This is a genomic window from Streptomyces sp. NPDC050534, from assembly GCF_044457745.1.
In the GTDB taxonomy this organism is placed as follows: Bacteria; Actinomycetota; Actinomycetes; order Streptomycetales; family Streptomycetaceae; genus Streptomyces.
In genome coordinates, this window is record NZ_JBITHF010000023.1 from 13,476 (window position 1) to 32,787 (window position 19,312).

Consider the following 19,312-nt stretch of genomic DNA (forward strand, 5'->3'; position numbering starts at 1 on the left):
CCCGTGCCCGCGGCGCCAGCGAACTCTCTCCGGTCCACACCGACACACCGGCTTCGGACAGGCCCAGGACGAACGGCCGTGCGTGTGTGGCCGCGCGCAGCAGCGGTGCAGTAGATGCGTGACGGCGGACCGTCCCCCGGACATGGGCGGTACATGCCGGGGGGCGCGGCGCCTGTAAGTCAGCCGCCCGTGGGGATACACACTACGGTGACGCCGCGCATGTCGAGCCAGCTCGTTCCCACTGTGCTCACCAAGCGGATCATCACCTGTCCGCAGCTTTGGCACCGGGCGACCAGTCCCGGGGCCTGCGCGTACACACGCAGGCCGGCGACCGGCCCGGTGCGACCGCAGTGGGCGCACCGGCTGGTCGCCGCGGTAAGGTCCACGGCGAAGATTTCAGCGAGTGGCCCGGCCAGAGCGTTGCCGTCCACGTAGGTCTCGTTTACGCCGGGGGGCGCCTTGTCCTGCGATGTCATCTCGGCCTCCTCAGCCGCCGAAGCGCTCGGTTCGCACGCGCTCGGGAGCATGCCCGAGCAGCACCAGGTAGGCGGCCGCCTTCTCGACGAAGCCCGTGGGGCCGCACACGTAGACGAGCGGCTCGAAGTCCGGCGGCCAGCCATGGCGCGCCAGGTCCTCCGGAGTGATGCGACCCGCGGGGCGCACGGCCTCCTGTGGGGCCTCCCGTGTGTAGATGCGTGTCACGTCCAGCCCGGGCGCGCCCCGCTGCATCTCAGGGCCGTAGAGCTGCTCCTGTGGTGAGCGAAGCGAGTAGATCAGCCGGAACGGGACCCGGCTGCCGACGGCATGCCGGGCTCGGATCATGCACATCAGGGGTACCAGCCCGGAACCTCCGGCCACCAGAAGGACCGGCTCATGCTGCTCCGGCCGCCACACGAACCAGCCGCCGACCGGGCCCCTCAGCTCCAGCCGGTCGCCGGGAACCAGCTCGTCGACCAGGTAGGGCGAGACCTCGCCGTCGGCGATTCGCTGGACCGTCAGCTCCACGCGTGTGCCGTCCTGGGCCGATGCGATGGAGTAGCTGCGCTGCGTGCTGTACCCGTCCTCCGCAGTCAAGCGGACGTCCACGTGCTGGCCTGCGAGATGGCCGGGCCATCCCGGCACATCCAGGGTCAGGGTGACGGCCGTCGGCGACTCGACGTGCCGTCCCGTCACCTCGGCGACCCTCCAGCGCAGTCGGTCGCCCAGTCTCCCCATTGCCGCTGCTCTCGCCATGGGTCTCCCTAGTTGTGATAGCCGGCGCTCTCCCAGAACCCCGGTGTGTCGTCGAACCCCGGTGTGTCGTCGTCGCGCACGTGGGTGGCGTGGACCACGTGGCGGACTTCCACAGATACAGGTGCGGGACCTGCAGCCGAACGGGGCCTCCGTGCCCGGGGGCGAGATCCTCGCCGTCGTGCCCGGCCACGAGCCACGCCTTGCCGTCCAGGAGGCCCTCGAGTGGCAGGTTCGTCGTGTATCCGCCGCAGGAGGCGACGAGGGCGTACTCGGCCACGGTCTCGACGTCGGCGAGCGCGACGTCCTGGGACACCCCTTGCCAACGAGTTTTGAACTTCGACCACTTGATGACGAAGTGGAGGTCCACGCTCGGGGTGTCCGACGACAGCACCGTCAGAGCGAACCAGTCCCAGACGTGGCGCTTCCCGACTTCCGTGGTGATGATTGCCAGCTCGCACGTGTCTCGGGCCACGCGGGGCATGGGACCGGCCGACAGCACGGAAAAGCCGATGTTCTCGCACTGGCCTGGCGCAAGCTTTTCCCGGGAGCAGCTCTACGCCCGTGGAACCTGTGAGAGATGATCGTCATTTCTGGGCGTCCTCAACGGTCGGGCAGGAGGTGTGCGGGGTCTGTGGTGGGTTTGGCGTCGCAAGGTGCGGTCGTCTTACCTGTCGTCTCATGCAGGATGTCGGCGGCGTGCCGGGCAGGGCCCGCTTCAGCCCACCCGGTGGCTTCGCGCGACCAGTTGGGCGCGCAGCACTTCCGCGTGCCAGTCTCTGACCGGGGTCCGTGCAGCAACGGGCGTCGGGGATCCGGCGCGTTGGCGGCGTGAGCGCGGTGCGTGTGAAGGGGGCTCGTGCGGGCGGTCGGCCGGAGCCGGCGGTCGCGCGCCACACGGCCCGACATCGCCTCCGGCCGTCCGTCACGGGACTGGTGTCATCCGCCGTCGCGGTCGGGGACGACGTGGATGGCTGCCTCCTCCGCTGAGGCCGCACCGCCATCGATGCCGACGTCCCGGGCCGTGTAGTCGTCGTCGAAGCCTACGTCGCCGTCCGTGTCCCAGCCGACCAGGCGGCCTGCGCGCTCGTCGCCGACCTGGTCATCGAGGAGTTCTCCGTCGGTGCCGACGGTGTCGCCCAATCCGTCGCCTTCGTCCCGCGCGCTCAATTCGGGGACCTCGCGCCTCAGACGGTGGGTCAAGTCTTCGTGGGAAGCCCCCTCTCTGGCGGTCAGCCCCCACTCGGACACGCCGAGGGGCCGCTCGGGAGGCGAGTACCCCTCATCGAGGATGTCCTCGCCGAATTCGTCCTCGTCGTACTCCTCTTCGGGGCGCAAGGGGTTGAAGTCTGCTGGATCGCTCGACGCCGAAGCGCCATCTGCTGCCGTCATCAGGGTCTCCCTGCCGTCTCGTCTTCTCCGGCGCCGCCCTGCTGCAGTGGCCCGGGTCCCTCATCCAAGCGTCCCGGAATGGACGCGGCATCTACGCGACGTCGCCGAACCGGCGCGGCACCTCGTCCAGGCGGCGGTCACCCCGCGCGAGCCGCCCACGGTGCCCCGGCCGGTCCGGGTGCGCCGACGGCCTGTGCGCACACCCGTGCGCTGCCGTGTCCGCAGACCGATGGGGCGCCTGTCCAGCAACTGTCAGCGCGCGCTGCGCTCCAGGGCCGCAACCTCGGGGTGGCGCAGGTCGAACGCCGGGGACTCCGAGCGGATCGTGGGCAGGGACAGGAAGTTGTGTCGTGGCGGCGGGCAGGAGGTGGCCCATTCAAGGGAGCGGCCGTATCCCCAGGGGTCGTCGTGGGCCACACGCGGCGCGTAGTGCGAGGTCTTCCACACGTTGTAGAGGAACGGAAGCATGGAGGCGCCTAGCAGGAAGGACCCGATCGTCGAGACGGTGTTCAAGGCGGTGAACCCGTCGGCCGCCAGGTAGTCGGCATAGCGCCGTGGCATTCCCTCTGCGCCCAGCCAGTGCTGAACGAGGAACGTGCAGTGGAACCCGACGAAGAGGGTCCAGAAGTGGATCTTCCCGATCCGCTCGTCGAGCATCTTGCCCGTGAACTTCGGCCACCAGAAGTAGAAGCCTGCGAACATGGCGAACACCACGGTGCCGAAGAGGGTGTAGTGGAAATGCGCCACGACGAAGTACGAGTCGGAGACGTGGAAGTCCAGGGGCGGGGAAGCGAGCAGAACACCGGTCAGGCCGCCGAAGAGGAACGTGACGAGGAAGCCCATGGACCAGAGCATGGGTGTCTCGAAGGACAGGGATCCCTTCCACATCGTTCCGGTCCAGTTGAAGAACTTCACGCCCGTGGGGACGGCGATCAGGAAAGACATGAACGAGAAGAAGGGCAGCAGGACCCCGCCGGTGACGAACATGTGGTGCGCCCAGACGGTCACCGAAAGGCCGGCGATGGCGATCGTGGCCCCGACCAGGCCCATGTAGCCGAAGACCGGCTTCCTGCTGAATACGGGCAGGATCTCGGTGACGATGCCGAAGAACGGCAGGGCGATGATGTACACCTCGGGATGACCGAAGAACCAGAAGAGATGCTGCCACAGCAGTGGCCCGCCATTGACGGCGTCGTACACGTGCGCGCCGAACTTCCGGTCCGCCTCCAGGGCGAGGAGAGCTGCCGCCAGCGTCGGGAAGGCGATGAGGACCAGAACTGCGGTGAGCAGGATGTTCCACGTGAAGATCGGCATGCGGAACATGGTCATGCCGGGCGCGCGCATGCAGATGATGGTCGTGATGAAGTTGACCGAGCCGAGAATGGTCCCGAAGCCCGACAGGGCCAGACCCATGATCCAGAGGTCGCCGCCCACGCCGGGTGACCGCAGCGCACTCGACAGGGGCGCGTAGCCGGTCCACCCCCAGTGGGCGGAACCGCCGGGGGTGAGAAATCCCGACAGTACGATCAGGGAACCCAGGAGGTAGAGCCAGTACGCGAACATGTTCAGCCGGGGGAAGGCCACGTCCGGGGCACCGATCTGCAACGGCATGATCCAGTTCGCGAAGCCAGCGAACAGGGGGGTGGCGAAGACCAGGAGCATGATGGTGCCGTGCGCGGTGAAGGCCTGGTTGAACTGTTCGTTGGAGAGGAACTGCAGGCCAGGGCGCGCGAGTTCAGCACGCATGACGAGGGCGAAAGCGCCGCCGACCAGGAAGAACACGAATGAGGTCGTCAGGTAGAGGGTCCCGATCCTCTTGTGGTCGGTGGTGGTCAGCCACTCCACCACCCTGCCCGCGCCCTGTCGGCGCCCTACGGCCGCGTCGGCCACCTGTACTTTCGCCACCGTCGCCTCCGTGGGTTTGATCGATCGGCCTCGGCCACGTGCCCGCCGTGCCGTGAGCGCAAATCAAGCACCGCGGCATACATGTGCGATCTACCGTGGGTGAAGGACCCGGCGGGGACGGCTCTTCGAAGGGGGGCGGACGCCGTTGCCGTTCTTCGCCCATGCGGCCGGGTGAACCGCTCTTGCGGAGCGCCACCTCGATCACTTCGATCCAGGTGATCGAACGTGAGGATCACACGCGGTCTCGGTACACGTAGGTACGGACCGACCCGAAGGCCGATGCCGGGCAATCGTCGCCCCACACGTCCCGACCAGGGCGACAGGGCTCACCCGGCTGACGGATCGTCCGGCTCCGGACCGCATACATACGGGAGCGGGGCAGGCGGAGCCGCACGGCTGGGAGCCTGCCGTAGACGCGGCGTAGATGGGCGCTAGGCGCCCGGGCGACACCCGTCCGGTAGCCAGGAGGAACGGCGACCGCGCCGACGGCGGACCCGCCGCCCCTCCACCACGACAGCGCATGGAGCAGCCATGGCCCTCGCAACCGCCTACGGACACCTGACCGCCGCGGACCCCGTCCTGAAGCAGCTGGTGGGGAGCGTCGGCCAGCCCGACCCTTTCACCCGGGAGGGGCGCGGCTACCCCGCGTCGTCCAACTTCGCCGCGATGGCCCTCCACATCGTCTGCCAGCAAATCTCCACCGCGGCAGCCCTGACGATCTTCGGGCGGATCTCGGCGTCTATGGGCGGCGACGTCACCCCGGCCGGGCTTCTCGCCCTTCCCGAGGACCGGCTGCGAGCCTGCGGGCTGTCCCAAGCCAAGGCGTCCTACCTCCACGACCTGGCCAGGCGGCAGGCGGAGGGCGCCATCGACCTGGAGAACATGGCCGGCGTCGACGACGCCACCGCGCTCGCCGACCTCACCGCCGTGCGGGGGGTGGGTCTGTGGTCCGCCCAGATGTTCCTCATCCACCAGCTGAAACGGAGCGACGTCCTGCCCGCGGAGGACATCGGCATCCGCCGGGCGATCGAGCGCGCCTGGCAGCTCGACACCATGCCAGAGATCGAGGACACCCGGCGCCGCGCCCTTCCCTGGGCTCCCTACCGCACCTATGCCGCTGCCCTGCTGTGGTCCTCGCTCTCCTCGCCCGCCCCCTTCGAGGAGGAACCGGGCAGCGGCGTGCGCGCCGACGCCCCAGAGACGACGCAGTGAGCCGGCCCGCGCCCGCCGGCGGCAGTGCCGCCGGGCTGCAGAAGGCCGGGCGCGCGGCACGGCGTGCCGGACGGTCCCCTTGCGGGACGCGACCTCCCTTCGCCCCTCCTCTCCCCCAGACGGTGCCATGAACCTCCCGCCCAGTCCCCCCACGTTCTCTGGCCAGTCGAGGTGCGACGACGCCGCCCGCTCCCCACTGCGCGCCTTCCTGCACACTGAGGCAGCCAGTGCCGTCGTCCTCCTGGCGGCCGCCGTCGCCGCCCTGGCGTGGGCGAACGCCGCCCCCACGCAGTACTCATCGTTCTGGAGCACGCACGTCGCCCTGCAGGCCGGCCCCCACCGCGCTTCGCTGTCGCTGCACGAGCTCGTCAACAACGGCCTCATGACCGTGTTCTTCTTCGTCGTCGGCCTGGAGGCCCGTCGCGAGTTCGACATGGGCGAGCTGCGGGAGCGCAAGCGAGTGGCGCTCCCGCTCGCCGCAGGAGTGAGCGGAATGCTCATCCCGATCGGGATCTACCTCGCCCTCAATGCGGGGCACCCGTCGGCGCACGGCTGGGGGGCGGCGATGTCGACGGATACCGCCTTCGCCCTCGGCATGCTGGCCACGTTCGGCGCCCGCGTGCCGGCCGGCCTGCGGGTTTTCATCCTGACCATCGCAGTCGTCGACGACCTGCTGGCCCTCGTCGTCATCGCAAGCGCCTACAGCAGCCGCGTCAGGGCCGCGCCCCTGCTGGCGGCGGCGGGCCTGTTCGGCGCCGTGCTGCTCGCGCGGGCCCTGAGGGTGCGGCGAGGGCCGGTGTACGGGCTCCTCGCGGTCGCTGCGTGGGTCGCGCTGGCCCGCTCCGGCGTGGACCCGGTCATCATCGGGCTCGCGATGGGGCTGCTCACTTACGCGGGCCCGCCCTCGCGCGGGGACCTGGAGCGCACCAGCGGGCTCTTTCGCCGCTTCCGCGAGCAGCCCACTCCCGAGGCCGCGCGCGTGGTACGGGAGGGCCTCGCCTCGGCACTCTCGCCCAACGAGCGCATGCAGCGGCTCTTCCACCCCTGGGCGAGCTACGTGGTGGTCCCGTTGTTCGCGCTGGCGAACGCGGGGATCGTTGTCGACTCCGGCCTGCTGTCCCGGGCGGCCACGTCCCCTATCACCCTCGGCATCTTCTTCGCGTACGTGGTCGGCAAACCTCTCGCGATCGTGGGCGCGTCGGCCGCGGCGACGGGCCTGAGCCGCGGGCGCGTCCGGCCCCCGGCCGGGTGGGGTGCGGTCGCCTCCGGTGGCGCCCTGGCGGGTGTCGGCTTCACCGTCTCGCTGCTCATCGCCTCACGCGCCTTCAGCGGCGCCGAGCTCGACGAGGCCACGGCAGGTGTGCTGGGCGCCGTCGTCGTCTCGTTCGCCCTCAGTTGGGTCATCAACGGGGCCGTCAACCTGCTTCCGCAGCCCACGCGGCTTCGTGCGCGCGTCGGCAGGGCCGAGGCCATCGTGGACCTGGCCGTGCCGGTCGACCCGGCACGCGACCACGTGCGGGGGCCGCAGTCGGCGGCCGTGACCGTCGTCGAGTACGGCGACTACGAGTGCCGTTACTGCGGCCTGGCCGAACCGGTGATCCGGGATCTGCTCAGCGGTTCCGAAGACGTGTGCTACGTGTGGCGGCATCTCCCTCTCGCCGACATCCACCCGCACGCGCGGCTCGCCGCCGAGGCGGCCGAGGCCGCCGCGCGCCAGGGGAACTACTGGCAGATGCACGACCTCCTCCTCACCCACCAGGGCAGCCTCATGCTCGCCGACCTGTCGGCCCACGCCGCGGCGATCGGGCTGGATGTGGACCGCTTCCAGGCGGACGTGGTGGCCAGGGTCGGCGCCGGCCGCATCGCCGAGGACGTGGAGAGCGCCGACCTCAGCGGGGTCGCGGGGACACCCACGTTCTTCATCAACGGCCGCCGCCACCACGGCGCCTACGACATCGCGAGTCTGACGACGGCCGTGCGCGCGGCGCGCGAGCGGGCCGCCGTGGCACGAGACCGCCGCCACGGACGCCTGTGGAGCGCGCGATAAGACCGAAGTCCCGGGCCGGCCACACCTTCCCGCGGGCGCCGTTCCAGCACGGTGTGCGACGGCCGGCTCCGTGCGGTGTCCGCCAGGCGGCAGGCCCAGCGTGGCCATCGAACGCATAGGGGACCGGGGCAGCGCGGCAGCTGCTCAAGGACCGTTGGAATCCGGGCGACTTCGAATTCCCGAACAGTCAGACGGCCGGTCACGGCGGCCACCGGGACTGCAGCGACGGGTTGCCTGGCTCACCTCGCAGCGCCAGCTGTGCGCTGCAGGGTAATCCGCGGCAAGCCGAGCATGTGCTCGAAGGTCAAGCGCGATGGGACAAGCAGGTAGTTCGGTGTCCGGCCGTCCACAACGGGCGTCGCGGTCGACGGTGCGGTGGTCTGGGTTCCTGGCGGCCGGCCGCCCGAGCGGCCCAGGCCCAGGTCGATGCGGCCCGGATGCAGGGCGTCAATCAGCACCGTGGACAGCGCGATGCGGTGCCCGAGTTGGACGGCACCGGAGCCGCGCCTGATCGTGGAGGTCGCGGCGGCCGTCAGGGCGAGGAGGACTGCCGGCGACGCGCTGCCACCGCGGGCACCCCGGAAACCACCGTCCTCGACCCCGCCGCCTACGCCGACACGACCTGGCGCGGTCAGCCCGCCGCCGAGACCCCCGCCCAAGTCGTCGACATATCCCGGCGAAGCCAAAACGACGCGAGGGACGCGTTCATCATCGCTGACGCCGCACGCGCGATGCCTCACACGCTGCGGGCGATCGACGGCGAGGACGAGACGATCGCCGAGCTGGAGATGATCGTCGGATTCGACGACGACCTCGCAGGCGAAGCCACCCGGGTCGCCAACCGGCTCCACGGCCTGCTGACTCAGATCCATCCCTCGCTGGAGCGGGTGCTGGGGCCACCGTTTGCAACACCCGGCCGTCCTTACCCTGCTGGAACGGTTCGGCTCCCCGGCCCAGATACGCAAGGCCGGCAGGCGCCGCCTGGTCACCCTGCTGCGGCCGAAGGCACCGAGGATGGCCGAGCGTCTGGTCGAGGAGATCTTCGCCGCCCTGGACGAGCAGACCGTTACGGTCCCAGGCACCGACGCCGCCTCGCTGATCGTCCCGAGCCTGGCCACATCGCTCACAGCCGTGCTTGACCAGCGGACGCTGCTGGCCGGGCGGATCGAGGAACTGCTGGAGGCTCACCCTCCAATGCAGTGCGTACGCGGTTCCGGACTCGCTAGTTGAGGCGAGTCCGGGCCTCGTGGAGCGGATGCCTCAGTTCCTTCTGACCTGTGAGGTCTCAAAGAAGACAGGCGCCGACATCCTGTCAGCCAGGATTCGGGGCGTCAGCACCTGTTCTTCGGCGTTTCATACAAGTAAGAATCGCCTCCTCTTGGGCGCGGTCATGGCATGGATAGGAATGAGTACACAGACATCGATGTCCGTGTGGCGAGGATGCGGAGTCAAAAGCGTACGACGCATGGCTCGGATCGGACCGCATCGGGACCCTGGCCCACCAGTCGGCGGGCGGCAGGGTTGCGATGATCTCGATCGCAGTGGAACCGGGGTATCAGCATCATGGGGTGGCCGGAGAGCTGATCGCGGGCGCACTCGATGACGTCGCCGATTCCAGACGGACGGTGACGATCATCTGCCCGGTCGTGCATTCCTTTATCGACGAGCATCCGGAGTACGCCCGTCTCGTGACGCCAACCGTCCCGGTATTCGAAGCCGACCTGTGCATTGACGCCAGCGTCGAACCGCGCGTAATCCGAGCCAGGGATATCGCTGGACCAACCTCATCCGCTACAGGCTTTCCGCGTCGTGAAGAGAGGGTTCGCCGATCATTGTGGTGCGGTGCACGGCGGTCTCGGTCGTGCTGTCCGCCGGTGTCAGGGGCACCGGTGTCCCTCCCCTCGTGACGTAGAGACCGCAACTGCAGGAGAAGTTGGGAGGCATGGCAGACAGGGGATGGACATGGTGTGTTCGGCGCTCCGACGACGGACTGCGACCGCCTGCTCGTCAAGCCTGCGACGCAAGTCCTCCGTATCGACAGGAAATTCCGCATCGGCCAGTCCATCGTCGCTCATGTGCCTTGCCCTTCTCGCGCTCGTGTCGCCTCCGTGTGGGTGGTGGGAGCCGTTGGGTCCGTCACCGCCGGGATGCTATCGGGCTCCTCTCGTAGGTCGCTTGGCCCTGGTCTCCCGGGCGTCGCCTTTCCTCGCCATTAAAGACGTTGAGGCGGAGCCCTGGTCGCCAGATCGAAGGGGCGGAGACGGCGAAGCGGAAGGTCTGACAAACCGACAAGCCGCAATCCACATCCCATCAACCCGCCTATATTTATAGCGCTTTATTCTATTCGAAGGGAAATAATCAGTTCATGACTATGGCAACGCACGAACTGTTGGCTGCGTCTTCGCAGGCGCTCCACTCAACGATCGCCCTCATCGGGGTGGTCGTCGCAGGCGCACTGGTATGGGCCGTGTGTATGGGCGTGAGAGTGATGGAGAACGAGCCTCCCCGCCCCCATGCTGATGAGCACGGCATGCTTCCCGCCACCGGCGCCGTTCATGAGGTGTTCGAGGAACGAGAGCCCGATGAGATCCCACTGGCGGCGGAGGGAAGCCCGCGGCTCAGGCCGTACCAGCTCCATCACTCGGGCAGCCGTCGCAGTGAAGACCAGAGCCGTCGCCGCTGGATGCCAGGATCGAGCGGCGCTTTCGGCAGCGGTGGGCCTGGACGCGTGTGACGGACGTCGCGTCGTGGGAGGAATCCGCGCTGATCCGCCGTGAGGTCCCGCTGGCGACAACACGCAAAGCGCGGTGTCCAAAGACGGGTCTGGCGCAGGTCCGGGTGACATCTTGACCTGCCCCACCTCTCAGGTTCCAGTTCTGGTGGCTAACTGACAGCCCTTCACGGAAAGCTGGCAGTCACGCCTCGCCCCTGTCCGCCGGAGTTCCGGGCGCGTGCCATCGCGCTGGTCTGTCCGCGCCGGCAGGCAGGCCAAGCAGACCGCGGTCGAGCTTGGTATCCATCCCGTCACGTTGGCGAAGTGGTTGCGGCAAGACCACATCGACATGGGCGGCGACCGGGCACGCCGTCGAGCGAGTCTGCTGAGTTGCGGGCTGCACGTCGGCGGATCCGCGAGCTGGAAACCGAGCTGGGGATCGTCCGGCAGGCGGCGAAGTTCCTCGGCGAGGACAAGCCCCGCCCAAAAGGCTCTACCCGGTGATCGACCGACTCGTCGATGCCGGGGCACCGATCGACCGATGCTGCCGGGCCCTTGGAGTCGCCCGGCAGAACTACTACAAGCACAAGCGCACACCGGCCACCCCTCGGCAGCTACGGCGAGACTGGCTGACCGGGCTAATCCGGGAGGTCCACGTCGTCTCCCGTGGCACCTACCGCCACCGCCGTGTCCACGCCGAACTCACCATGGGCATCCGGGTCTGCTCCAGAACCGTGTCGGTACTCATGACGCAGGCCAGAATCCACGGCGTGCCCGGACCAGTGCGCGTGAAGGACTGCGTGGCGTCGTCACCGCCGAGGACCTGGTCAATCGCAAGTTCCATCGGTTGCGTCCCGATGAGCTGTGGGTCACCGACATCACGCAACACCGCACCAGGGAAGGGTGGGTCTACTGCGCGGCGGTCCTGGACGCGTTCAGCCGCAGGATCGTGGGCTGGTCCATCGACTCAAAGCAGGACTCCACCCTCGTGGTCAACGCCTTGGACATGGCCATCCGCAACCGCCGCCCTGAGCCGGGCGTGATCGTTCACGCCGATCACGGCACCCAGTTCAGGCGATCGACAGCAACATGTTCGTCTCGGCGAGAGCGAGCACGATCCCGACGATGAGGAACAGTCCCTGGACCGTGGCGGCGATCGGCATCCGCAGTCTTGCGTGGACGAACGTGGAGACTGCGAGCGCGGCGGGAATCGCCCAGGCAAGGGCGAGTCCCGAGAACGAGACTCCGGGATGAGGCCGTTGAGCCCCCGACAAGCCGTCGCCCGTGCTTGCCAGACCGGCCAGGACCATGATCAGAGCGATACCCGCCAGTGCCAGGGCATCGGCCACCGCCAGCAGCAGCGCGACCACGACGTCCGTCAGCCGAGAGGGCCCGGCCGCCCTGGCGGAGGTTTCGTCCTCGCCGTATCTCCAGCGATTTCCGGTGTTCTTCCGAATTCCTTCGAATCGGGCCACCGCTCGACTACACCATGGAGGGCGCCATTCCGTCATCGCCGGTACGTAACGAACCGCACCCTGAAAAGGCTTGAATCCGTATCCAGCTGATATGACTGGCCGTGACGTTGTTGAGCGGCCCTGGCGTGTTGGCTTCGAGCAATTCCACTTGGCGGATACTCAGGTTGAATCGGCGATGTCCGGGCGGTTATGACAAGTGGTGATCCCTGCGGGACGACGTCGTCATGCGCTCCCGGAGCAGGGCCACGACCATCAGGACGGTGACCACCGGGGAGAGTGAGACCACCGGGAAGATCAGGTAGGCGGGACCGTTGGACAGCGCCTGGAACAGCAGGAGTTGACCGCCCGCGCCGGTGAGTCCGGCCACAGGTCCGTACAGCGCGGCGATGGGGCGGCGATCGAACTTCTCCCGGCGCAGCGCGACCGCGGCCGGGACGAGCATGGTGAAGGCCCAGATGACGTAGATCATCTCGTCCGGATAGCCGTACCGCTCGGTCGGCTGACTGGAGAACGCTCCCCAGACTCCCCAGAACAGCACCAACAGGCCCGCGTAGAGGATCCAGGTTCGCTTTTCACGCATCGCCCTCACCGCTCTCCGTCGTGGTGACGTCCGAGTCGGCGCGCAGAGCCGCCAGGGCCTCGGTGCCGAGAGGGGTACCGGCGAGCTTGGCCGCGTAGGGCGCGGCACCCACCACCGGTTCGAACAAGGGCTGCCGCAGCTTGTACCTGGCCTCGCCGGCATAGAGCGCGGCAGTGAACCCGTCGAGCACACGGGCTGAGCGGAAGACCCCGCCGGAGTAGGAGACGAGGACCACGTCCCCGATGGAGAAACCCAGTTGGCGTCGGGTGCTGTCCACGAGCAGGGCGAGTTCCCTGCCGGCCTCGGCAAGGATGGCGTCGGCCTCCGTGTCGCCCGCACGAGTCGCCTCGACCACCAGGGGTCAGTGACGCGATCTCACTGCGGTGTCCCTGCCAGCGGTTGAGTAAGACGTCGATCACCTCGAGGTCCGAGGTCAACTGCAAGTGCTCACGCAACAGTTGCGCAAGAGGACCTTCGGGCAGACGACCGTCGCTCATCCGGGAGAAGACGTTGAGCGCCCGTGCGGCGATCCACTGTGCCGAACCCTCGCCGCTGAAGAGTTCGCTCCAGCCGCCGGTGCGCACGCCACGGCCCTGGCGTTCGCCGTAGGCCATGGAGCCAGCGCCACTGATGACGTTGATGCCGTCCACCGCACCGAGCGAGCCCGCCCACCGGCGACCGCGAGCCGGGGGTCTGCTGTCCGCCATGACTGCCAGACGGAGACCCCACGGCGCCGCCCGACGCGTGTAGGGCCGTGAGTCTCAGCGAGGTCCGCCGCCACGGTCCCAGAGCACGCTGAGGTTGTGGCCGTGGTAGGCGAGATTCTCCACGGCGAAGTAGTCCCATTCGGGCGGCACGAGGGGCGCGATGGCAACCGTGTCGTCGGGCTGGGATCGGATGCCGAGCATCCCGGAAAGGACCAGGTCGTTGAAGGTGGAGGGTTGTAGTCCTCGCTGTGACCACGGCTGTCGTATATCCAGCGGTCCTCATCGGGGTGGTGCGCCTCGGCAACGTACGGCTCGCCGATCTTCCGCTGCGTCAGAGCGTAGGAGCGCAGTGTGGCGTAGTAGTCGGCGCGGCCGACATGGGACTGTGCGGGGTAGTCGATGAGCAGGTTGGCCAGGGCGGTGAGTGTCTGGCTCGTGGCGTACGGCCAGCTCGGACCGTCCCACCGGCGACAGCCCCTCCCGCGCCTGGTACATGAACCACGGGCTGCGACACTCGACCGTCGTCGGTCCGAACGGCGCCAAAAGCCCTTGCGGATCGCGCAGTTGGGCCCGTGCTGCCGTGTTCTTCGCCGGCACCACCACCGATGACAACGTGTGGGTCACCGGCGTCCTCGTCGTCATCACCCCGATCGCGGTCGCACTCGTACTGCTGCCGTTTGCCCTCGCCCCGATGGGCGTCCTGCTCGCGCGCCTGCACGAGCGCCTTGACGGCGACATGGGAAGGGCCCAGCTCTGCGACGGCTCAGATCACGGCCCTCGGCATCCGTGACTGACGCGCGCCCACGATGGGTGCGTTCTTCGTGTCGAAAGCCTCGCCCGCCGCAAGGGCTTCGCCGGGTGCTTCGCCGCTGTCGCGTTGCAGCAGGCAACTGGCCAGTGCGAAGGCGTCCTCTGTTTTGGGGTGGGCCCTGCCCAACCGGGCGCTCAGGATCAGCGCGCCTCTGCGCGCGAGCGCCGCAGCGGTCGGGTCGTTCACCGCGTGTACGGCGCGGGCCTTGAGCAGCAGGGCGTACCCGATGTACAGGTGGTCCGGCGCATAGCTGGCCTCACGGATCCGTAGTGCCCGGGAGATCAGTGGCACCGCCACGGCGTGATCGCCGCGGTCGAGGTGGACACTCGCCAGTGCCACCAGGTCGAAGCTCACATACGGGTCGTCCGGCCCGTACGCCCGCTCGTCGATCCGCAGCGCCCGCTCGGCCAAGGGCACCGCCGCCTCGTTATCACCGAGAAGGTGTCGGATGCGTGCCAGCGTGGCCAAGTCGGTCGCGATGGCGGGACTGTCCGCCGGCAGGCAGGACTCGTGCAGGCTCAGAGCACGTTCCGCCGCCGAACGCGCTCGCTCGGGCGCGCCGCGGTCCCGGTGGATCTGCGCCAGGGTGATCAGGTCGAAGCCGATGTCCGCATTGCTCTCGAGCGACTCGTGGATCGCCAAGGCACGCTGACACAGGGGCAGTGCCACCGAATGGTCCCCGATCGAAATGAGGAACGCCGACGCCAGCCTCAGCAGGGTCGCCACCTGCGCAGCGCACTCGGCCGGGGGTTCGTCCTTGGTCACCACGAGCACGTGCGGGAGCAGCCGTTGCCACTGTGATCGCGCATCCGGGTCACCGTGGATGTCGTGTGGTACGGCGGCGATCAGCGCCCGGCACAGTCGTACGCGAGCGTCGGTGCGCACGTCGTCCGGCATCGCTGCGCGGATGGCGGCCTGGACCAGCCGGTGCAGCACCAGGGAGGAAGCCCCGCGCCTCGCCAGCCCCAGGCCGGCCAGGGCACCGACCGTCATGTCCCACGTCACCGGGTCGGCCGCGGCGGCAACCAGTGTTTCCGTACTGCCGGTGAAGAGGTCCAGCGGGATCGGCTCCGGCGCGAGCAGGGCACACAGCTCCAGCAGCCGCATCGCCTGCGGACGCTCTGCCTCAAGCCTTCGCACGCTGAGCTGCCACAGGGTCGCGACCACGACCTCCGGCCGGTCCGCCAGTTCACCCAGCGCGATCATGTCCTCCAACCGCGATCTGAGCAGAGCCAGGTACTCCTCGGGCGCCGTCTGGTTGTAGTCCATGTACCCGGCCGCCTGCTCCACGGCCAACGGCAGGTCCCCCAGGTGCTCGGCAATCCGGTCCGCCACCTCCGTGGTCATGCCGCACACCTGCCGGGCCAGCAGATCCACCGCTTCCCGCCTGGTGAACACGTCCAGCTCGATGACGCCGGCTCTGCTCGACCAACCCCGCACCCTGGTCGTGACGATGACGTGGCCATTGCTCAGCAGGTCACCGGACGGCAAGGCGCCCATCAGCGGTCCGGGCCTCTCCCCGTTGTCGAAGATGATCAGCCAGGGTCCGCGGTCCAGCAACTCGCCGTACACACGTGAGATGACCTGCTCGGATCTCACCTCCGCCAGTCCCAACTCCCTGGCCAGCGACGCGAACTGCGACGCCACCAGAGCGGGATCCTCGGCGTCCACGAACGCCACGAACCGGTATTCGGACCGGTACCGGTAGGCGTACTCCACAGCAAGCTGCGTTTTGCCGACACCGCCCAGCCCGTGCACGACGTGCATCGCGCCCTCGTTGCCCGACGTCAGACGCTGCCGTAGCTCCCGCAGTGCGGCGTCGCGGCCGGTGAAGTTGGTGTTGCGCGGCGGCAGCCGGTACGTCGACTGACGGGGCGGCGGGCTCGAAGCAGGTGCCGCGGATTGGCCGGCTTCCCGGACACTGGTCTCGAACAGGTCGGTGAGCGTGGCATGTTCACCTCGTAGCCGCGCAAGCTCTTCCTCGAGGGAAAGCTGGATTCGACTGGCGTGCGCGGCGCGGACACACGCGGTGGCGTAGGCCGCGATCCGCTCCCACGGGGGCGGTTTTGTGAACTTGCCTCCCAGCAGGTCCGACAGCGACGACCGAGTGAGGACCTTGTTGTCGTCGTAGGCCAGCAGCTGCGCCTGGGTGGGTGAACCCGCGGACGTCCGCAACCGCTGCAACCGGCCGATGAACCAGCTTTGTGGCGAGCCCGGTCCCCTCATGTACGCCGCTTTCCCCCGTGTCGTTCTCGTCTCGTTCTCGTCCGCTCTCCGGAATCGTCCGGACTTCGGAGCCAAAAGAATGTAGCTCATCCAGCAGGGGAGCCCAACGAATCCGGACTCCTCCGGGTGCGCCGCACTCGGGCGGCGCCACGCCTCAACATGGTCGGCGGCACAACGACCACAGCGCTTGCCGGCCATCGAAGGAGTAGGGCTCACGTCTTGCCGCTCACCTCTCGGAGGACGTCATCCGTCTGCGCCCAACTCACCGCCTACCTCACGGAAACGAGTCCATGCCCCAGCTTCAGGACGCCTCCGTGGTCGCCGCCCGTACCAAAGACGGCCGGGAAGAGGCCGGGGCCGAGGCCACCCGGTGGCAGACTCTCGGCACCTACGCGATCACCCTCGGAAACAACGCCCGCCTGTCGCTGTTCCTCGCCTGACACCTCACGCTCGGACCACAGGAACGCTACGACACCGAAGAGGACTTAGGGCTGTCCTGGTGGCCGATGAACGAGGCGATCCAGGCCGCGCAGGACGACCGGTTCCACCTCCCCGGTGGGCCCCTCGCCCTGCTGCTCGCCGACCGCACCCAATCCAAAGGAGTACCTGAATGCTGAAACGTACGGGAACCGTCGTGGCTGCTGCTGCCGTTGCCGCACTTGCCCTCCCCGCCGACGCCCACGCCACCGCCATCGCCTGCGGCGGATCCGTCTCGACCCAGGGCATCTCCGGTAACGGCTGTATCAGCGCGGAGCGGTGGAAGGACGGCCACGTCTTCTTCCGCAACATCACCGCGCACACGATGCTGACGAATACGCGCGCGCACGCCGCCTGGGTCGAGTACGAGGCGTACTTCCGCGTCGTCTCGGGCGGTCACTGGGTGAAGATCGGCAACGGGCGTACCGTCGTCCAGCGACGGTCCACGGTCGGCCCCGTCGAGATCGGCTCCACGGACCGCGTCTGCGGCCCGGTTAACGTCAAGGTCGAGATCCGCGTCCATGTCAGGCCCGCAGGGGGCGCCTGGTCCAACTGGAGCAGCGCCGCGACCTCCCAGTGCCAGACCTGATGCTGCTGATTCTGTGAGTGCGGCGGGCCGGCCCTTCCGGCGGCCCGCCCATCGAATGACTCGCGGCCGTGGGCAGAAACAAGAACGAGTGCACCTTGACGAGTGCGCCTCGTAGTGCGACGGCCTCGAACATCAAGTGTGTCCGGCACCGGACACCCGTAAGGTCCGCCACGCTCAACCGGACAGAAGCTATGGGGGAATTCCGTGAACGCGCACGGAGGAAACGGCTACGGCAGCCCGCAATTCGGCCCCAACGGGCAGCCGACAGGCCCTGGTTCCTGGGGCCCCTCCCCCGCCCCGCCCTACCCACCACAAGGCGGCCCCTACCCCCCGCAGCCACCGGCCGGCTGGGGGCCCCAACCCCCGCACCCCTACGGCGCACCGCGGCCGCCCGGCATGCCGCCCATCCCGGAACCGACGCGACGCCAGAGGGCCTTGCGCTGCGTCCGCAATCCCTTCTACGCCGCCCAGAGGGCCTTCCGCCCCTCACGCCCGGACCGCGTCGAAGACCCCACCGTCGGCCGGCTCCAGTTGTGGCGAAGCGTCCTGGGCATCGCCGCCTGGCTATGGCTCACCATCACCTACGGCCTGATCAGCGACACCGCCGATGTCGGCAGCGCCCTCTCCGACCGGTTCAGCCAGAGCTGGACCAGCGTCCTGGTCCTCATCTGCACCTACCCCGTGGTCCTCGGCGTCTTCGTGGCCGCCGCCCAACAACCGCTCAGACGCCTGTACCTGCGCCGCGCCCTGCGCTCCCTGGCCTCCATCGGCGCCCTGTTGGGTGCCATGGCCACCTTCCCCCTGGCCATGGCCCCCGACCCGGTCACCAAAGGATTCCGCGACCTCATCGGCCTGCCCGGCAAAATCCTCCTCATCCTCGCCTGCGCCTGGTCCGTCGGCTTCGCCCTCTACGGCATCGGCCTGTCCCTCGTCCACGTCCTGCGCACCGCCGACATCCACGAACTCGTACCGCCGAGCCTCGCCATCGTCCTGTCCTGGGAACTGGCTCTGCTGGACGTGATCACCGGCGCTTATGCCGGAGTCCCCCTGCTCGCCCGAGTCGTCTTCATGATGGGCGCCCCCATCACCGTCACCGCTCTGTCCCTCTGGGAGATCCGCCGACTCCGCGAGCGCCACGGCCTGACCCTGCGCCAGGCACTGCACCCGTAAACACTCCTGGCCCCCTTCTCACCGGACTTGGCAAGGGTTGTCTCGCAGCGGGAGACAAACGGACAAGTGGTTCATGCCGAAGCATGCGGATCCCGCACCTTCGCTCTGGCCTCCGCACCCGCATGCCTCCGTGGTCCGATGTCGGAGCTGACCCTGGGATCCATCCTGCCTCGCTCTGCCTGGCCTTGACGGGCATCACCCACGCGCTCAAAGCCCTGGGACCGCACCAGGCGCAGTTGGACTGTGAAAGGGGGCGGCGAGAACCGCCTTTGTCCGGTTCCAGAGAGCGAATGCCGGCGAGATCGTCGGGCATGGTGTCCTCGTGGACGACGAGCATGTAGTCGCCTGCGAGCACGTCATCAAGCGCCCCGCCGGGGGGCGACCTGCAGCGCCGAGGGGCGGTTGAAGGGCAGCTGATGCGGCTGCGGTTCGGACTACCGGCGGAGCTGTCTGCGTACGCTCCTGAGCGCCGGACTCGCGTGAATGCCTGGACGCGGCCTTTGCCGACGTGGGTGAGGCCGTCCCATCGCGCCCGTCGAAGACGTCCCCGCGCCCGGAACAGGAGACGGGCCCGAGGTAGTGGTGCCCTGTCATGTGGCAGCAGGCGGGCAGGGCGAGCGGTGCGGCCAGACCAGTGGTGACGACCTGGACGACGGTGCGCGGTCCGGTTCCGGCGCCGGGGACGGGGTCGGAACCGTTGCCTCGCGGCGCCGGGAGAGGCCCGGCGGGCGCAGCAACCCCTTACCGACGCGGAAACCGTGCTCGAGCCGGCCGAAGG

18 protein-coding genes and 6 pseudogenes are annotated in these 19,312 nt (G+C 68.6%); 10 read left to right on the forward strand and 14 right to left on the reverse strand.

What is annotated here, in order from left to right; genetic code table 11:
* Positions 1–179: 179 nt before the first annotated feature.
* The 5 genes and pseudogenes from ACIBN2_RS44245 to ctaD all read right to left on the reverse strand — a co-directional run bounded on the left by ACIBN2_RS44245 (position 180) and on the right by ctaD (position 4,527).
* Positions 180–476: a DUF6510 family protein gene (locus tag ACIBN2_RS44245; protein ID WP_399143448.1), complete on the reverse strand. Its 297-nt coding sequence runs from the start codon at positions 474–476 to the stop codon at positions 180–182.
* 10 nt (positions 477–486) lie between these two features.
* Complete coding sequence (locus ACIBN2_RS44250) at positions 487–1,233, reverse strand: ferredoxin reductase (protein WP_399143449.1); 747 nt, start codon at positions 1,231–1,233, stop codon at positions 487–489.
* Positions 1,234–1,387: 154 nt separating this feature from the next.
* A pseudogene (locus ACIBN2_RS44255) lies at positions 1,388–1,714 on the reverse strand (sulfite oxidase-like oxidoreductase); the annotation flags it as partial.
* 455 nt (positions 1,715–2,169) lie between these two features.
* A complete protein-coding gene (locus ACIBN2_RS44260) occupies positions 2,170–2,622 on the reverse strand; it encodes a DUF5709 domain-containing protein (RefSeq protein WP_399143450.1) in 453 nt (150 codons plus the stop codon).
* A gap of 252 nt (positions 2,623–2,874) precedes the next feature.
* The gene (gene ctaD, locus ACIBN2_RS44265) at positions 2,875–4,527 is read right to left on the reverse strand and encodes a cytochrome c oxidase subunit I (RefSeq protein WP_399143451.1); all 1,653 of its coding nucleotides are present in this window, start codon (positions 4,525–4,527) and stop codon (positions 2,875–2,877) included.
* Positions 4,528–5,058: 531 nt separating this feature from the next.
* On the opposite strand from ctaD, the gene ACIBN2_RS44270 reads away from it, so the two are divergent.
* Complete coding sequence (locus tag ACIBN2_RS44270; RefSeq protein ID WP_399143452.1) at positions 5,059–5,739, forward strand: DNA-3-methyladenine glycosylase family protein; 681 nt, start codon at positions 5,059–5,061, stop codon at positions 5,737–5,739.
* A 127-nt stretch (positions 5,740–5,866) separates the two neighbouring features.
* Positions 5,867–7,786, forward strand: a complete 1,920-nt coding sequence (locus ACIBN2_RS44275; RefSeq protein ID WP_399143453.1) for a Na+/H+ antiporter NhaA — start codon at positions 5,867–5,869, stop codon at positions 7,784–7,786.
* A gap of 260 nt (positions 7,787–8,046) precedes the next feature.
* On the opposite strand, the pseudogene ACIBN2_RS44280 reads toward ACIBN2_RS44275, so the two are convergent.
* Positions 8,047–8,343 (reverse strand): annotated as a pseudogene (locus ACIBN2_RS44280) (LLM class flavin-dependent oxidoreductase); the annotation flags it as partial.
* A gap of 112 nt (positions 8,344–8,455) precedes the next feature.
* Here ACIBN2_RS44280 and ACIBN2_RS44285 point away from each other — a divergent pair.
* The 3 genes and pseudogenes from ACIBN2_RS44285 to ACIBN2_RS44295 form a co-directional block, all read left to right on the forward strand.
* A pseudogene (locus ACIBN2_RS44285) lies at positions 8,456–8,977 on the forward strand (transposase); the annotation flags it as partial.
* A gap of 278 nt (positions 8,978–9,255) precedes the next feature.
* Positions 9,256–9,693: pseudogene (locus ACIBN2_RS44290) on the forward strand (GNAT family N-acetyltransferase); the annotation flags it as partial.
* 464 nt (positions 9,694–10,157) lie between these two features.
* Positions 10,158–10,520: a DUF6479 family protein gene (locus tag ACIBN2_RS44295; RefSeq protein ID WP_399143523.1), complete on the forward strand. Its 363-nt coding sequence runs from the start codon at positions 10,158–10,160 to the stop codon at positions 10,518–10,520.
* A gap of 652 nt (positions 10,521–11,172) precedes the next feature.
* Here the strand turns inward: ACIBN2_RS44295 and ACIBN2_RS44300 are convergent.
* Entirely contained in the window at positions 11,173–11,343 is a 171-nt protein-coding gene (locus ACIBN2_RS44300) for a hypothetical protein (protein WP_399143454.1), read from the reverse strand.
* 3 nt (positions 11,344–11,346) lie between these two features.
* Here ACIBN2_RS44300 and ACIBN2_RS44305 point away from each other — a divergent pair, with 3 nt between their 5' ends.
* Entirely contained in the window at positions 11,347–11,628 is a 282-nt protein-coding gene (locus tag ACIBN2_RS44305; RefSeq protein ID WP_399143455.1) for a transposase, read from the forward strand.
* Here the strand turns inward: ACIBN2_RS44305 and ACIBN2_RS44310 are convergent.
* From ACIBN2_RS44310 to ACIBN2_RS44335, 6 genes and pseudogenes are all read right to left on the reverse strand, one after another.
* The gene (locus tag ACIBN2_RS44310; RefSeq protein WP_399143456.1) at positions 11,570–12,010 is read right to left on the reverse strand and encodes a hypothetical protein; all 441 of its coding nucleotides are present in this window, start codon (positions 12,008–12,010) and stop codon (positions 11,570–11,572) included. The two genes, ACIBN2_RS44305 and ACIBN2_RS44310, sit on opposite strands and share 59 nt — an antisense overlap.
* Before the next feature lie 151 nt (positions 12,011–12,161).
* A complete protein-coding gene (locus ACIBN2_RS44315; protein ID WP_399143457.1) occupies positions 12,162–12,554 on the reverse strand; it encodes an EamA family transporter in 393 nt (130 codons plus the stop codon).
* Complete coding sequence (locus ACIBN2_RS44320) at positions 12,547–12,909, reverse strand: BadF/BadG/BcrA/BcrD ATPase family protein (RefSeq protein WP_399143458.1); 363 nt, start codon at positions 12,907–12,909, stop codon at positions 12,547–12,549. The genes ACIBN2_RS44315 and ACIBN2_RS44320 overlap by 8 nt, the downstream gene beginning before the upstream one ends.
* 154 nt (positions 12,910–13,063) lie before the next feature.
* A pseudogene (locus ACIBN2_RS44325) lies at positions 13,064–13,261 on the reverse strand (BadF/BadG/BcrA/BcrD ATPase family protein); the annotation flags it as partial.
* 54 nt (positions 13,262–13,315) lie between these two features.
* Positions 13,316–13,462: a glycosyl hydrolase family 65 protein gene (locus ACIBN2_RS44330; protein ID WP_399143459.1), complete on the reverse strand. Its 147-nt coding sequence runs from the start codon at positions 13,460–13,462 to the stop codon at positions 13,316–13,318.
* A 44-nt stretch (positions 13,463–13,506) separates the two neighbouring features.
* Positions 13,507–13,818 (reverse strand): annotated as a pseudogene (locus tag ACIBN2_RS44335) (MGH1-like glycoside hydrolase domain-containing protein); the annotation flags it as partial.
* Between the two features lie 23 nt (positions 13,819–13,841).
* On the opposite strand from ACIBN2_RS44335, the gene ACIBN2_RS44340 reads away from it, so the two are divergent.
* Complete coding sequence (locus ACIBN2_RS44340) at positions 13,842–14,051, forward strand: hypothetical protein (RefSeq protein ID WP_399143460.1); 210 nt, start codon at positions 13,842–13,844, stop codon at positions 14,049–14,051.
* Here the strand turns inward: ACIBN2_RS44340 and fxsT are convergent.
* A complete protein-coding gene (gene fxsT / locus ACIBN2_RS44345) occupies positions 14,025–16,298 on the reverse strand; it encodes an FxSxx-COOH system tetratricopeptide repeat protein (protein WP_399143461.1) in 2,274 nt (757 codons plus the stop codon). The two genes, ACIBN2_RS44340 and fxsT, sit on opposite strands and share 27 nt — an antisense overlap.
* Before the next feature lie 290 nt (positions 16,299–16,588).
* Between fxsT and ACIBN2_RS44350 the strand changes: the two genes are divergently transcribed.
* The 3 genes from ACIBN2_RS44350 to ACIBN2_RS44360 all read left to right on the forward strand — a co-directional run bounded on the left by ACIBN2_RS44350 (position 16,589) and on the right by ACIBN2_RS44360 (position 18,534).
* Positions 16,589–16,738: a hypothetical protein gene (locus ACIBN2_RS44350; RefSeq protein WP_399143462.1), complete on the forward strand. Its 150-nt coding sequence runs from the start codon at positions 16,589–16,591 to the stop codon at positions 16,736–16,738.
* A 170-nt stretch (positions 16,739–16,908) separates the two neighbouring features.
* Positions 16,909–17,364 carry a hypothetical protein gene (locus tag ACIBN2_RS44355; RefSeq protein WP_399143463.1) on the forward strand — a complete coding sequence of 152 codons (456 nt, stop codon included), beginning with the start codon at positions 16,909–16,911 and terminating at the stop codon, positions 17,362–17,364.
* 435 nt (positions 17,365–17,799) lie between these two features.
* Complete coding sequence (locus tag ACIBN2_RS44360; protein WP_399143464.1) at positions 17,800–18,534, forward strand: hypothetical protein; 735 nt, start codon at positions 17,800–17,802, stop codon at positions 18,532–18,534.
* The last annotated feature ends 778 nt before the right edge of the window (positions 18,535–19,312 follow it).